The sequence below is a fragment of the Streptomyces sp. SYP-A7185 genome (genome assembly GCF_046103685.1).
Lineage (GTDB): Bacteria > Actinomycetota > Actinomycetes > Streptomycetales > Streptomycetaceae > Streptomyces.
In genome coordinates this window covers 1,266,799-1,281,905 of sequence record NZ_CP122310.1, presented here as the reverse complement: position 1 = coordinate 1,281,905, position 15,107 = coordinate 1,266,799, and the positions used below count along the sequence as shown (strand labels likewise).

The 15,107-nt window shown below is 74.2% G+C and carries 9 protein-coding genes; 4 read left to right on the top strand and 5 right to left on the bottom strand.

Annotated elements, in window-relative coordinates:
- Window position 1: 1 nt before the first annotated feature.
- The 3 genes from QBL25_RS05385 to QBL25_RS05375 form a co-directional block, all read right to left on the bottom strand.
- Complete coding sequence (locus QBL25_RS05385) at window positions 2-703, bottom strand: hypothetical protein (RefSeq protein WP_409055822.1); 702 nt, start codon at window positions 701-703, stop codon at window positions 2-4.
- Window positions 704-830: 127 nt separating this feature from the next.
- Window positions 831-2,108 (bottom strand): helix-turn-helix domain-containing protein, encoded by a 1,278-nt coding sequence (locus QBL25_RS05380; protein ID WP_409055821.1) that lies wholly within the window; start codon window positions 2,106-2,108, stop codon window positions 831-833.
- A gap of 140 nt (window positions 2,109-2,248) precedes the next feature.
- Complete coding sequence (locus QBL25_RS05375) at window positions 2,249-3,562, bottom strand: lipase family protein (protein ID WP_409055820.1); 1,314 nt, start codon at window positions 3,560-3,562, stop codon at window positions 2,249-2,251.
- Between the two features lie 168 nt (window positions 3,563-3,730).
- On the opposite strand from QBL25_RS05375, the gene QBL25_RS05370 reads away from it, so the two are divergent.
- Complete coding sequence (locus tag QBL25_RS05370) at window positions 3,731-5,092, top strand: AMP-binding protein (protein ID WP_409055819.1); 1,362 nt, start codon at window positions 3,731-3,733, stop codon at window positions 5,090-5,092.
- Between the two features lie 150 nt (window positions 5,093-5,242).
- On the opposite strand, the gene QBL25_RS05365 is transcribed toward QBL25_RS05370, so the two are convergent.
- Window positions 5,243-6,691 carry an MFS transporter gene (locus QBL25_RS05365; RefSeq protein WP_409055818.1) on the bottom strand — a complete coding sequence of 483 codons (1,449 nt, stop codon included), beginning with the start codon at window positions 6,689-6,691 and terminating at the stop codon, window positions 5,243-5,245.
- A 245-nt stretch (window positions 6,692-6,936) separates the two neighbouring features.
- Here QBL25_RS05365 and QBL25_RS05360 point away from each other — a divergent pair, with 245 nt between their 5' ends.
- From QBL25_RS05360 to QBL25_RS05350, 3 genes are all read left to right on the top strand, one after another.
- On the top strand, window positions 6,937-8,721 hold the full coding sequence (locus tag QBL25_RS05360; RefSeq protein WP_409055817.1) for a fatty acyl-AMP ligase: 1,785 nt from the start codon (window positions 6,937-6,939) through the stop codon (window positions 8,719-8,721).
- Complete coding sequence (locus QBL25_RS05355) at window positions 8,718-12,818, top strand: acyltransferase domain-containing protein (protein ID WP_409055816.1); 4,101 nt, start codon at window positions 8,718-8,720, stop codon at window positions 12,816-12,818. Before QBL25_RS05360 ends, QBL25_RS05355 begins: the two co-directional genes overlap by 4 nt.
- Before the next feature lie 71 nt (window positions 12,819-12,889).
- Window positions 12,890-13,924: an alpha/beta hydrolase gene (locus QBL25_RS05350; protein WP_409055815.1), complete on the top strand. Its 1,035-nt coding sequence runs from the start codon at window positions 12,890-12,892 to the stop codon at window positions 13,922-13,924.
- Here QBL25_RS05350 and QBL25_RS05345 read toward each other — a convergent pair.
- Window positions 13,866-14,849, bottom strand: coding sequence for an acyl-CoA desaturase (locus QBL25_RS05345; RefSeq protein WP_409055814.1), 984 nt, complete (start codon window positions 14,847-14,849; stop codon window positions 13,866-13,868). The two genes, QBL25_RS05350 and QBL25_RS05345, sit on opposite strands and share 59 nt — an antisense overlap.
- Between the last annotated feature and the right edge of the window lie 258 nt (window positions 14,850-15,107).

Genomic DNA, 15,107 nt, shown 5'->3' with positions numbered 1-15,107 from the left:
GTCAGGCGCGCGGCGGGATGCCGAGTTCCCGGTCGACGGCGGCACTGGTGCGGGTCGACGCCTCGATGACCGCGGCCCAGCTGCCGTACTTGGCGAACTGCTGGTCGGCCGTCGGGCCCAGGGGGTTGCCGTACTTCTTCATGTTCCGCTCCTCCAGGGCCGCCACCGCCTCGGGGGTCATCCCGGCGCGGGTGATGTCCTTGGCCTCGTTGCGCATGTCCACGAGGACACGGGCGATCTCCTCGTCGGACCGGCCCTCCTCGTGCATACGGTCCGCCACGCGCTCCATGGTGTCCAGGAGGTCGTGGTAGCGCAGCCGCACCTCACGGGCCCGCTCCCGCTCCTCCGGGCTCATCTGCCGGATCAGGCAGACCGCGGTGTCCTTGCTGGTGCACGGCTCCTCGGCCGTGGGCGGCGGGGCCGGCAGGCTGGTGGCGGCGGGGGCGTGCACCGGGGTGTGGCGCACCGACGCGTCCGCGTGGGCGTGCGCAGGGGCGAGCAGGGTGCCGCTCAGGGTGGTGAGCAGGGGAAGCAGGAGCAGGACGACGAGGCGGGGCAGGATCCGCGGGGGGATCTTGGAGGTCCGCTGCGGGGGCGTGACCTCGGGCGCGACGGCGGTGGCGGGCGCCCCGGGAGTGAGGGGCGTGACGGGCGTGATGGGTACGACGGGTGCGACGGGTACGGCCATGGGATGGGCACGCACGTAAGAACTCTCCTTCGCCTGGGAGTTGGGGCGAAGGGGACATTACGGCGCGATAACGGTCATGGACGGCCGCCCTCGCGGCGCGTCCGGGTGACGTACGGATCAGGGCCCCGCGGTGCGCGCCCGCCTACCGCACGGCGTTCGCCTGATCCGCGGCCGGCCGCAGGCTCAACGCGTGCAGCGCGAGCTGCATCTCGAACTGGGCCACCGGATCGTGCAGCCGGTCGCCGAACACCTCGTCCAGCTGCCGCAGGCGGTAGCGGACCGTCTGCGGATGCACGGCGAGCCGCGTGGCGACCTCGCTCGCGTTGTGCCCGCACCGCAGCCAGCACAGCAGCGTCTCGGCGAGGCGTTCCCGCTGCGGCGAGCGCACCTCCTGGAGCGGCAGCAGATGCCGCTGCGCGAGCGCGTCGATCAGGGCCTCGTCCTGGAAGAGCAGCAGCGTCGCCAGATGGTCGGCGCAGTGCAGCAGACCCGGGCGGGGCAGGATGCCGCGCCGGGCGAGGCCCAGGGCATCCAGGGCCCAGCGCAGCGAACGCGCTCCTTCGTGCAGCGCGACCGTGGGGCCGACCACGGCGCGCAGGCCCTGTAACGCGGCGGCGATCGACCGGCCACGGCCCGGGCCCTCCGGGTCGGGCACCACGATGCAGCCGGGCTGCTCGGAGAAGCGGGCGAGGAACTCCGGCGGCACGATGGGGCCGACGGTCTCCGGGGTGAGGGCGTGGTCGATGACGACGACGGCCACCTCGCGCGGGATGGGCCACTGGGCGGCCTGCGCGAGATCGGCGATGGCCTCCGCCGACGCGGGAGGGTCCGCGGTCAGCAGGTCGATGAGGCGCGAGCGGCGCTGCTGCAATTCGCCCGCCGCGTGCAGCCGGGCCGCGGTGTAGCCCGCGGTGGTCGCCGCGGCCATCTCGTCCAGGTGCAGGAACAGCGCCTCGCCGAAGGCGGCCAGGACGGTGTGCGGCAGGAGATCGGCGTCGACGAGGGCGTTGACCCGGCGCCAGGTGACGCGCGCGCCCAGGCGCAGCGCGGACTGGAAGGAGTCGAGGCTGCGGCCTTCGTCGGCCTCGCCCCTGCCGATGTTCTGGTAGGTGGCCTTCACCGACTCCCAGTCGGTGTCCGGGTGGGCCATGCGGGCCAAGAACCCCTCAAGGGCCTGCTCCACACCGCGATTCACGACATGCATGTACGTGTCGTCGGTGGGGCGCGCGTACTCCGGTATCTCCGTGCGGATCGCCCGCACCACCTCCGCGGTGATGTCGTCGAGGAACGGTCTCACGTGATCGTGCAGGCCCGAGGGGAAGGCCCTGAACGCGGCGTACGACTCCTCTGCCGGGGTGCCCGCGGACGCGGGGGCGCCCGCCGGAGGTATGCCGGGGGGCAGCGTCGAACCGTTCACCATGGGGTGCTCCCTCTGCGCGCCGAGGACAAAGGTGTGTGGTGAGGACACCGCCACGGGTCCGTGGCGGCCCGTCGAGGACGGACAGACATGATGCTGCCTCCTGCCACCCGGGTGACAAGAGGCAGCGCGTGCGAACTAGCTCACGGCAGCAGGCAGTTGCCGAACTCCGGTCTGCCCTCGAAGCGGTCGCCCAGCCATCTGACCGTGTCGTCCTTGGCCAGTTGATCGGTCGTCAGGTGCTCGCCCGGATAGACCTTCCACTGGGTGGTGACGTTCGCCTTGCAGTAGGCCTTGCGCGTCGCGTCCTCGGTCTCGACCGGCACGACCTCCTCCAGCGCCCCGCGGTACTGCAACACCGGGAAGTCGATCTCGTACGTGGCTCCGGACCCCTTGCGGCCGATGCCGACGCCGAGCTTCTGCGCGTCGACGACCTGGCCCCAGGTCCTGCCGTCCGCGCCCCTGAGCGCGTAGAGCTGCTCCAGGCTCAGCCGGTCCTTGGTGTTGTCCTCGATCTTCTGGCCCGCGAGGGTCGAGATCGTGCCCGCCAGGCAGTGCGACCTGGCCTTCTTGATCGTCTCCTGGCCCTGGTCGTTCAGGAGTTCCTCGAACGGCATCCGCGGGTGCGCGGACGAAAGCCCGAGGACGGCGTCGACCAGGAAGCCCGCGAACGGCCCGCCGTTCAGCCCCTTGGCGACCACCCTCAGATCGCCGGGCACGCCGCCGGACGCGTCGCCGACGACGTTGAGCTCGGGGGTGTACGAGGCGGCGAGCTGCGCCGCCCACAGGCTGGCCGCACCGCCTTCGGAGTAGCCCCACAGACCGACCTTCGTCCTCGGGTCGAGGCCGCTGCCGGGGATCGCGGGCGCGCTGCGCGCGATGTCGAGGAGCGCGTGTCCGGCGTCGGTGCCCGAGACGTACGGGTGGGTCTGGCCGTCCAGATAGCCCGCGCCGTCCGTCGCGGCGACGGCGTAACCGGCCTTCAGGAGCGCGGCGACGTTCTCGCCCTCGTACTCGTCCTGGAAGGCGCCCGCCAGCTGCTTGGAGAACGCGCACTGCGGACCGAGCCCCAGGGTCCCGGGGTTGAAGGCCACGACGGGACGGCTGCCCCGCCCCTTCCACTCCGCGTCCGGCACGGCGACGGTGCCGGAGACCGCCACCGGCTTGCCCGTGTTGTCCTTCGAGCTGTACTGCACCTTCCAGGCGCGCATCGGGATGGCGCCCGGCACGTGGGGGAGCGCGGTCGCCCGGCAGGCGATGACGCTGCCGGGCCGGCTCGGGACCGACCCCGGCACCCGGTAGATCAGCTCGTCCGGTGCGTCGCACGCCGCCGACGCGTCCGGGGCCGCGGCGGCGCCCGCCGTCAGGGTCGGCACGCCGAGGCCGAGGCCCGCGAGGGCGACGCCGGCGGTCAGCGCCAGCAGTCTCTTCTTCCGTTTCGCTCGTGGCCTGCGCACGTGATGCTCCTTCGCTTCGAGGGTCGAGTCCGAGGGGGACAGCTGTGCACGCCGAGAAGTTACGGAGCGGTAACCAGGCGTCGATAGTCAGCGGAGCCACAGCCCGGCGGGCCCGAACTGTGCCCAGGGGACAAGTGGCGAGCCCCCCTCCTGCGCCACGATCAGGTCATGACCGAGCCACAGCTGACGGCCCCGGACCCGGCACCATGGCTCCGCTTCTACGCCGCCGGAGTGCCGCACCGCCTGCACGTCCCCGACGTCACGCTCCCCGGCCTGCTCGACGCGGCGGCCCGGCGTCACGGCCGCCGGTCCGGCTTCCGGGAGTTGCGGAGTGCCGTGGCCACGTGCGCCGAAACGCTGCGGGCGCGAGGGGTGCGGCACGGTGACCGCGTGGCGCTGGCGCTGCCCAACTGCCCCTGGTTCGCGGTGGCCTGGCATGCGGTGCTGCGCCTCGGGGCGGTCGTGGTGGCGATCGACCCGACGGCGTCCCGGCAGGCCTTGCGGCATCAACTGGCCGACTCCGGAGCCGTGGTGGTGATCGCGGGCGAGGCGGTGGGAGAGCGGCTCGGCGCGGTGCGGGGGGACACCTGCGTACGGGAGGTGGTCACCGTTCCCCTCGACGAGCAGGGGCCGCGTGCGAGCCGCGCCGGGAGGCCGCGCCGGTCGCGGCCAGGTGGTCCGCCGTATCCGGGGGACGGTCGCGGGCCGGCGCCGGGTGATCTCGCCGTCCTCGCGTACGTCGCCGCCGAGGGGCCCGCGGCGATGCTCACGCACGCCAACGTGGTCGCCGCCGCCCATCAACTGGTGCTGTGGCATCCGCAGCTGCGGGACGGGCGGGAGACCGCGCTGGCCGTCACGCCCCTGTGGCGTCCGCACGGGATGCTGTTCGGTCTGGCCGCCCCGCTGCTCACCGGAACGCGCGCCGTGCTCCTGCCGGCCGCCGGGCCGCAGGCGCTCCTGCGCACGGCACGCCGCCGGAAGGTGACCCTCCTGTCGGCCGAACCCGCCGACTGCCGGCGCCTGCTCCAGTGCCCGGCGCACGAGCTGGAGGCCCTCGCCTCGGTGCGGACCTGGCTGACCGGGACGCTGGACGCCGGGACCGCGGACGGGCTGCGGGACGCGGTCGACGCGGTACTCGTCGAGGGCTACGGCGTGCCGGAGGCCGCGGGCGCCGTCCTCGCCAACCCGCGCGGGGCCAACGCGCGCCCGGGCACGTCCGGCCTGCCCCTGCCCGGTACCGAGGTCCGCATCGGCCAGGAGGGCGCCCCCGGCCTGGCGTCGCCCGCGGGGCACGCAGGGGAACTCCTGGTCCGGGGGCCACAGGTGTGCGCGGGCTACTGGGGCGACCCGGCCGAGACGGGGCGGCGGCTGCTGCCGGGCGGGTGGCTGCGTACGGGCGCCGTCGCGGTCCTGAGCCCGGACGGCTATGTCACCGTCATCGGCGACACGGACCCCGACCGCTCCGGCGAGGGAACCCCGGCCCCGGCGTCGCATCCCCTCGCCCCGGACCCGGCGCCGGACCCCGCGTGACATCCCCTCGCCCCAAACCCCACAACGCACCCCCGCCAGGAGCGCGCCCGTCCGTGCACCGCTCGCCCGTGCCGCAATCGCCCGGTGCTTGGCGCTCGAACGCCTGCGCCTGCGCCTTGTCGGCCGCGTCCGGACGCGGGTACCAGTGCGTCACTGACGCACCGTGGGGCGGGTCCGCTGGGCCGCGGCGGGTGGCCCCGGCCGTCGGTGCCGGGCTGGGCGCCGCAGCGTCACGGCGGTGACCACGGCGCCCAGCAGGACGCAGGCGGCGGCCAGTTGCAGCCCCGTGTCGTAGCCGTCCAGGAAGGCGCTGCGCGGATCGGCGCCGTCCCGCAGAGCCGTGCGCTCCGTGCGGGTCAGCACCACGCCGACCAGGACGACCCCGAACACCCCGGAGATCTCACGGGCCGCGCTCACCAGACCCGAAGCCATGCCGGTGCGCGTCGCGGGGACATCGGCGACCGAACGTACCGTCAGGGGAGTCGTCAGGGCCGACCCCGCGCCGATCAGGAGCAGCCCCGGCTGGAGATCCCAGTACTGCGCGTGCAGTCCCGTCCCCGACACCCACACCAGGCCTGCCGCGACGAGCACGAGCCCCCCGGCGATCGACCAGTGCGCCCCCACCGCCTTCGCCGCGCGCTCGGCGAACGGCGTGGTCACCAGCAGCGCGCCCGCCAGCGGCAGGAAGGCCAGACCCGCCTTGGTGGGGGAGAAGCCGAGCACGTGCTGGAGATAGAGCGCGGTGAAGAAGAACACGCCGTTGACGCCGATGCCCCACAGGACCTGAGCCGCGGCGCCCCCGCTCAGCGAACGGTTGCGCAGCAGCCGAAGATCCACCAGCGGCAGGAACGTACGCGACTCCACGACGAGGAACGCGATCCCGGTGGCCGCCGCGAGCCAGAGGCACAGGGGCACCGGCGACGTGCTGAAACTGTGCTCGCCACCCCTGACCAGGCCGTACGTGAGGAGGAAGAGCGAGGTCGTGGACAGGACGACGCCCGGCAGGTCGAGGAGCGGCAGCAGGCCGCGGCGCACGGGTGCGACGGCGCGGGGCACCGCGGGCACCAGGAGCAGGGCGAGGACGCCGAAGGGGACGTTGAGCAGGAACACCCAGCTCCAGTCCCACCGCTCGGTGACGAAGCCGCCCACCACCGGGCCGAGCGCCAGGGCGACCGCGAGGGCCGCCGTCCACAGGCCGACCGCCATGGCGCGCCTGCGGGCGGGCAGATCCGCGGCGACCACCGCGAGCGAGGCGGGGATGACGAACGCCGCGCCCACGCCCTGCACGGTGCGTGCCGCGATGAGCGTGCCGCCGCTGTCCGCGAGGGCCGCGGCCAGGGACGCGGCGGTGAAGACGACGATGCCCGCCGCGAGGACCGCCCGGCGGCCCAGCAGATCCGTGAGCCGGCCGCCGGCCGGCAGGAGCGCGCCGAAACTCAGCACGTAACTGGTGGCGACCCACTCCAAGTCGGTGACGGTCAGGCCGAGTTCGCGCTGCACGGTCGGCAGCGCGACATTGATGACGGTGTTGTCCAGCGTCGTGATGAAACCGGCGAGGGCCAGCATCGCCAGAAGAGCGGTCAGCCTGCCCCGGCCCACGTGCGGCTCCCCTCGATCGCGATGCGGTTCCGCTGCCGGATTCTCCGGGCCCGCGGCGGGCGTCGCTGCTGCCCGTGACGCCGAATCGGGTGCGGCGCCTTGTCAGAGAAGTGACAGAGGGTGTCAGACGATCTGTCAGCAGCCCGTCTTACTCACGGGTCACACCCGGGCGGAACCTGGTGCACCGCTCGTCCAGGTCCCCGCGACGCCCGTCCCGGCCCCCGCGCCGTCCAGTTGGAGCCGCCATGTCCAGCCCTCAGACCTTCCCGCCCCCCGAAGGCCCGCTGCTGACCGACCACTTGGCGCACTGGGCTTCCGCACGGCCGCACCAGCGCGCCTTCACCCACGTGGAGTTCCCCGACGCGTCCTCGCCCGGTCTGCACCACACCCTCGGCTGGCAGGGCCTCGACGCCCGCGCCCGCGCGCTTGCCGGACGGGTCGCGGCGATCGCGGGTCCCGGCGAGCGGGCGGCCCTGCTGCTCCCGCAGGGCCTCGACTACGCGGCGGCGTTCCTCGGCTGCCTCTACGCGGGGGTGATCGCGGTGCCGCTCTTCAGCCCCGATCTCCCGGGCCACGAGGGCCGGCTTGCGGCCGTCCTCGCCGACTGCGAGCCCACCTGTGTGCTGGCCGACGCGCGAACGGCCCCCGGAGTGGAGCGGTTCATGTCCGGGCAGGGGCTGCCGCCGGTGCCCGTGGTCCCGGTGGACCGGCCGGACGGGACGTCCGCGGTCGCGCTGCCCGAGCGGCTTCAACCGGACGACATCGCCTACCTCCAGTACACCTCCGGCTCCACGCGCAGCCCGGCGGGCGTCGTGATCAGCCATGCCAACGTGGTGGCCAACGCCCGGCAGGCCATCGAGGCCTTCGCGGCCGACGCGGCGAGCAACACGACGGTCGGCTGGCTGCCGCTCTTCCACGACATGGGACTCGTCCTGAGCGTGGCCGCCCCCGTCGTCGGCGGCTTCCCCTCGGTCCTCATGGACCCCGTCGCGTTCCTGGAACACCCGGTGCGCTGGCTGCGACTGCTCGCCGCCTACCCCGGCACGATCAGCGCGGCCCCCAACTTCGCCTACGACTACTGCGCGAGCAGGGTCGACCGGGACGAGGCCGCCGAGCTGCGCCTCGACCGGGTCAAGGTCCTCATCAACGGCAGCGAACCCGTGCGCCCCGGCACGATCGACCGCTTCCGCGAGGCCTTCGCCGACGCGGGACTCGCGCCCGAGGCGCACTGCCCGGCCTACGGCCTGGCCGAGGCCACCGTGTTCGTGACGACCGACACCTTCGACGCGCCCCCCACCGTCCTGGCGTGCGATCCGCTCGCCCTGTCCGAAGGACGCCTCGACGTACGGGAGCCGGCCGACCCCGAGGCGACCCGGCTGGTCGCCTGCGGCACCCCGGCGGGGCAGGAGCTGCGCGTCGCCGACCCGGCCACCGGCGCCGCCCGCCAACCGGGCGAGGTCGGCGAGATCCTGCTGCGCGGCCCCAACGTCGGCCTGAGTTACTGGAAGCGCAGCGGCCTCTCGGACGAGGTGTTCGGCTTCCGCCCGCCCGAGGCCACCGGCGGGGACGACGAGCCGGGATGGCTGCGCACGGGCGACCTCGGCGCGCTCCACGACGGCCGCCTCCACGTCACGGGACGGCTCAAGGACCTGATCATCGTGGACGGCCGCAACCACTACCCCCAGGACATCGAGGAGACCGTGCAGTCCGCCGTCGACCTCGTGCGCCGCGACCGGCTCGCCGCGTTCAGCGCGCCCTGGACCGGCACGCAGACCGAGGTCCTGGTCGTCGTCGCCGAGCACCGGCGCGGCGCGCAGCCCACCGAACAAGAGCTGCTCGCGGCGCTGCGCACCGCCACCTCGGCGGTCTCGGCCCGGCACGGACTGCGCCTCGCCGAACTGCTGCTCATCCCGCCGGGCTCCTTGCCGAGAACGAGCAGCGGCAAGGTCGCGCGGGCGGCGGCCCGCGCGCGCCATCTGCTCGGCGCCTTCGGCGACAGCGGCCGGAGCGGCGCGGAGGGCACGCGATGACGGAGGCGGGGCAGGCGGAGATCCGGGCGGTGATCGTCGACAGCCTGAGCGCCTGGTACGGCCTGGGGGCCGACGAGATCACCGACGACCGCCCGCTGGCGGAGCTCGGCCTCACCTCCCGTGACGCGGTCGTCCTCACCGCACGCCTCAGCGACCTCGCGGGCACCCGGCTGCCCGCGACGCTGCTCTGGGAGGCGTCGACGATCGGCGCGCTCACCGAGCGGGTGGCGCGCGGCGAGGCGGACCACGGCGGCTCACCCGCCGAGCCGGTGGCCGCGGGCGTGCCCCCGGTGCACGGTGACGCCCGGGTCGCGGTCATCGGCATCGGCTGCCGTCTGCCCGGCGAGGTGACGTCACCCGCCGCCTTCTGGCGGCTGTTGAGCGAGGGCCGCGATGCCGTGGGCACGGTCGGCGACGACCGCTGGGCGCCCTTCGTGCGGGAGGGGCGCAGCCTGCCCGAGGACCTCAGCAGGCACGGCGGGTTCCTCGGGGACGGGAGCACCGACGGTGTGGCGGGCTTCGACGCCGAGTTCTTCGGCATCGGCGCGGACGAGGCCACCGCCATGGACCCGCAACAGCGCATGCTGTTGGAGGTCGCCCGCGAGGCCGTCGACCACGCGGCGCTGTCCGCACCCTCCCTCGCGGGCACCCCTACCGGCGTCTTCGTCGGCATCAGCGGCAACGAATACGCCCATCTGACCACCGCCGACCCGGAGTCGGTCGGCGCGTGGACCCCGCCGGGCGCGGCCCTGAGCATCGCCGCGAACCGCCTCTCCTACCTCCTGGACCTGCGCGGCCCGAGCATGGCCGTCGACACGGCGTGCTCCTCCTCGCTCGTCGCCGTGCACCACGCGGTACGCAGCCTCGGCGCGGGGGAGAGCGACCTGGCGCTCGCGGCGGGGGTGAACCTGCTGCTTGCCCCCGCGGTGACCCTGGGCTTCCAGCGGGCCGGAGCCCTGGCCGCCGACGGGCGCTGCAAGGCCTTCGACGCGTCGGCCGACGGCATGGTGCGCGGCGAGGGGTGCGGGGTCGTCGTCCTCAAGCGCCTCGCCGACGCCGAACGCGACGGCGACCGCGTCCTCGCGGTCATCGAGGCGACCGCCGTCAACTCGGACGGCCGTTCCAACGGACTCACCGCCCCCAGCGCGGACGCCCAGCGCACGCTCCTGGAGCAGTGCCACGCCGCCGCCTCCACCCTCGCCGCGGCCCCCGCCGCCACGCCCGCGTCCGTGGACTACGTCGAGGCACACGGCACGGGCACGGCCCTCGGCGACCCCATCGAGGCGTCCGCGCTGTCCGCCGCGCTCGGCGCGGCGCGCGGGCGGGCCGCCGACCAGCCGCTGCTCGTCGGCTCGGTGAAGACGAACATCGGCCACCTGGAGGCCGCGGCGGGCATCGCCGGCTTCATCAAGACCGTCCTCGCCCTGCACCACGACGAGATACCGCCCCAGCTGCACTTCACCGCACCGGGCCCGCACGCCGACCTCGACGCGCTCGGCCTGCGCGTCGTCACCGGACCCGAGCCGTGGCCGCGCTACGCGGGCACGGCGCGCGCGGGCGTCTCCGCGTTCGGCTTCGGCGGCACCAACGCCCATGTGGTCCTGGCCGAACACCGCCCGCCACGCGGACCACGCCCGACGGCCACCGCCCCGGCCGTGACCCTGCTCGACGGCGTCACCGAGGACCGCGTCCGCGCGTACGCCGGTGAGCTGGCCCAGTGGCTGACCGGACCGGACAGCCGTGCCGTCCGGCCGGCGGACCTGGCCCGCACCCTGTCCGCCCGCGCCGGGCGCGGGCGCCACCGGGCGGCGGTCGTCGCACGCGACCGCGAGGAGCTGACCACCGCGCTCGCCCGCCTGGCGGAGCAGGAGCCCGAGGGGCGGGTGGTGACGGGGGCGGCCGGCAGCGGGGGCGGTCCCGGGACGGTGTGGGTGTTCTCCGGCTACGGGTCGCAGTGGCCCGGCATGGGAAGTGAACTCCTGGCCGCGGAAACGGAGTTCGCCGCCGCCGTGGACCGCGTCGAACCGCTGCTGCGCGAGCACGCAGGCATCTCCCTGCGCGACTGCATGGCCCCCGGCGCCGACCTGACCTCGCCCGCGGTCGTCATGCCCGCGCTCTACGGCATGCAGGTCGCGCTCGCCGAGCTGTGGCGGTCCTACGGCTTCACGCCCGCGGCCGTGATCGGCCACTCCATGGGGGAGATCGCCGCGGCCGTCGCCTGCGGCGCCCTCGACGCGGCCACCGGCGCCCGTGTCGTCGCGATCCGCTCCCGGCTCCTCGCCGGGCTCACGGGCGGCGCCATGGCGGTGGTGGACCGCCCCGGCGCGCACATCGCCGCACTGGCCGCCGACTTCCGCACGCTCCAGGTCGCCGTGCACGCCTCCCCCGCGCAGAGCGTGGTCACCGGCTCCGCGGACGACGTGCGCAAACTCATCGACCACGTCACCGGCGAGGGCGGCTTCGCCCGCTCCCTGTCCGTCACCGGCGCCGGGCACTCGCCCCACGTCGACCCGCTGCTGGGGGAGTTCGCCCGCCAGCTCGGCACCCTGCGCCCCGCCCGCCCCGCCTGCCGCCGCTACTCCACCGTCCTCGCCGACCCGCGCGACCCGGCGCCCTGCGACACCGCCTACTGGGTGGCGAACCTGCGGCGTCCGGTCCGCTTCACGCAGGCGCTACGGGCCGCCGCCGACGACGGCCACCGGACGTTCGTCGAAGTGGCGCCGCATCCCACGCAGTTGCACCCGCTGACCGAGACCCTGCGGGCCGCGGACGCCGCCGGCGACGCGCTGATCCTGCCGACCCTGCGCCGCGGCACCGACGACGCGCTCACCTTCCGCACGTCCCTGGCCTCCCTCCTCGTACGAGACGCCGGTGCGCCCGCATCCCTCCGGGGCCTGCATCCGGGCGCCCGCGTCGTCGACGTGCCCTCGCCGCGCTGGCGCCACCGCCGCTTCTGGGCGGGGGAGTCGCCCGGCCCGCGCGCGACGCCTTGGCGCCCGGCGGTCCGCACCGGCGCCACGGGGCCGCTCGACCGGCTCCGCGGCTGTGTGGCCGACGTCATGGGCTACACCCCGGACCGCATCGACGCCGACACCCCGCTCACCGACCTGGGCCTCGACTCGCTCACCGCGGCGCGGATCCGGGCCGCGGTGGAGCGGGAGTTCGGGGTCGAGGTCGAGCCGGGGGCACTCCTGCGGCAGGCGACGCTGAGGGGGGTCGCGGAGCTGCTGCCGGACCGTTCCGAGGGGCGTGAGGGGGAAGCGAGGAGCGCCCCCGGACCGCAGACGCCCGCCGAAGGGCCCCTGCGGGTGCTCGCCGACACGGGGCACGGCATTCCCCTCTTCCTGGCCCATGCCGCCGGCGGATCGTCGCAGGTGTACGCCCGCCTCGCCGACCGGCTGGCCGGCTCCCGTCCCGTGTACGGCTTCGACCGGCTGAGCGCCCCGGAGGACGTCCGGCCCCGCGCGGCGGAGTTCGCGGCACGCGTCCGCGCGATCTCCCCCGGCGGGCCCTGGCTCCTGGGCGGCTGGTCCTACGGCGGACTCCTTGCCCAAGAGGCCGCGCGGCTGCTCACACCCCACGGAGCCGTCGGCGCCCTGGTGCTGCTCGACTCGGTCCTGCCGCTGCCCGTGCCCCCGGGCCTGACCCCGGTGGAGGAAGTCCACCGCCGCTACGCCGACTTCGCCGCTTATGTCGCCCGCACCTACCGCGCCCCGCTCTTGCTGCCGTACGAGGAACTGGCCCGCCTGGATGACGCCGAGCAGATCGCCCTCGTCATGAAACTCCTGGAACAGGCCGTCGAGCTGCCCCAGGCCGTCCTCGACCACCAGCGCACCTCGGCGCTGGACCTGCGCAGCGGCGAACGTCACCGGCCTGGCTCCTACGACGGACGGACGCTGCTCTACCGGGCGACCGAACCGGCCCCGCACACCGTGCGCGACGTCCGCTACGAACGCGAGGACGAGAGCCTCGGCTGGGACGCCCACTGCACCGACCTCACGGTGACGCCCCTGCCCGGGCACCACCTCTCGCTGCTCGACCCGCCGGTCGTGGACACCCTCGCGGAACACCTGACACGCGACCTGCCCGACGCCTGACGCCCACCTGCTCACGCACCCGCGCCTGCGCCCGCGCACCCGCCCGCCCGCCCGAGAAAGAGGAACCCCTGATGCCGCAGAAGCACCGCAGACCACGCAAGAAACTCGCCGCCGTCGCCGCGGCCACCGCGCTCCTCGCCACCGGCGGAGCCCTGGGCACCTCGACCGCCCTGGGCGCGCCCACCCCGTCCCCGGCCGCGGCTCCATCGGCTCCCCGGGCCGCCGAAGGGCCGCGGGTCGTCGGCGAGAAGTGGCTCGACGCGCGCACCGTCGACCTCACCGTGGACTCACCCGCCGTGGGCAAGCAGCTCCCCGTGCGGGTCATCCTGCCGGCCCGCTTCGCCGAGCAGCCGCAGCGCACCTGGCCCGTGCTCTATCTCCTCCAGGGCGCCCACGACGACTACACCTCCTGGACCCGCGAGACGGACGTCGAGGAGTTCCTGGCCGACAAGGACGTCATCACGGTGATCCCGGCGTCGGGCCCCACCGGCATCCCCACCGACTGGTGGAACCACGGCAGCGCCACCGCACCCGACTACGAGGCCTTCCAGGTGGAGGAGCTGAGCGGGCTGCTGCGCGACACCTACCGGGCGAACGGCACCCGCGCCGTCGCCGGAGTCTCCACCGGCGGCTACGGCGCCATGGCGTTCGCCGCCCGGCACCCCGGCACCTTCGGCGCGGCGGCCTCGTACAGCGGGGTCCTGGACACCACCGCCCTCGGCATGCCGACGGTCATGAACGCCATCGTCGCCCGGGAGCTCCAGCTCCCCTCGGCCCTGTGGGGCAGCCCCTTCCTGCACCGCGCGAACTGGAACCGCCACAACCCGGCGGCCCTCGCCGAGCACCTGGCGGGGACGCGGCTCTACGTCTCCCAGGGCAGCGGCATCCCCAGCAGCGACTTCGGCAACCTCGAAGGGGCGGTCCTGGAGGGCACGCTGTGGAACCAGGCGCACGGTTTCACCCGGCAGCTGGAGCGCGCCGGTGTCCCGGCGACGGTCAACTTCTACCGCGGCGGCTCGCACGCCTGGCCGTCCTGGCAGCGGGAGTTCAAGGCCTCCTGGCCGACGCTGGCGGCGGGCCTTGGGCTTCCCCCGCGGACGTCCTGACGTCCGCGGACAGACGGGCCAGCCTCCGCTCGTCCGGCCAGCGCACGGCGCTGGCCCAGGAGGCCAGCTCGAAGAGGCGGATCAGACGGGCGCTGGAGTCGAGCTGGCCGCGCAGCACGCCGTGCCGGGCGGACGTCGGGTCGGCGTGGTGGAGGTTGTGCCAGGACTCCCCGCCGGACAGCGGCGCGAGCCACCACACATTGCCCGAGCGGTCGCGTACGCGGAAGGGGCGGTCCCCGCTGATGTGGCAGATCGAGTTGATCGACCAGGTGACGTGGTGGAGCAGACCGATGCGGACCAGACCCGCCCAGAAGAAGGCGGACCACGCGGCGCCGGAATCCCAGGCGCCCTCGCCCCAGAGGCCTCCCGCCACGGCGGGCGCACCGAAGGAGAACAGCACGATCAGCGGCTGCCAGCGCGCCACCAGGACCAGGTCGCGGTCGGCCAGGAGGTCAGGGACGTACCGCTCCTTGTTGGTCTTGTCGTTGTTGAACGTCCAGCCGACGTGTGCCCACGCCATGCCCTTGAGCAAGGCGCGTAGCGAGGTGCCGAAGCGCCAGGGGGAGTGCGGGTCCCCGGGCTGGTCGGCGAACTGGTGGTGGCGGCGGTGATCGGCGCACCAGGTGATCGCGTCGCCCTCGACGGCCAGCGTCCCGGCCACGGCCAGCGCGATCTTGAGGGGGCGGGCGGCCTTGAACGCCTTGTGCGTGAACAGGCGGTGATAGCCGATGGTGATGCCGTGCACGGCGACGGCGTACATCACCGCGCCGATCACCAGGTCGTGCCAGGTGACGCCCCATCCCCACAGCACGACGACGGAAGCGATCACCGCGACAAAGGGAATTCCGACGAACACCCCCACGACGACCCGGTCGGCTGTGCCCATCCGTTCGCCCCAAGCGGCGTTCGCGCTCTCTTCTGCCATGGGATTCTCTCACCTTCCAGTGCGGGTGAGCCGGACATTAGCGACGGAATTGGCGAGGTCTCTACTCGGAAAGTGATGACAGGGGTGGTGGTCGATTAGCGATCCTGATGAATCGACGCCGATCGGCTTGTATGTGGAGAGCGTCGCGCGCACTGTATGAATCCGCGACCACCGGTATCCGCCGACCCGCATCCGCACCGATGTACCCCGCACCGGATCAATCTCGGTCATTGGCCCACCCATTGGAAAGTCGAGGGA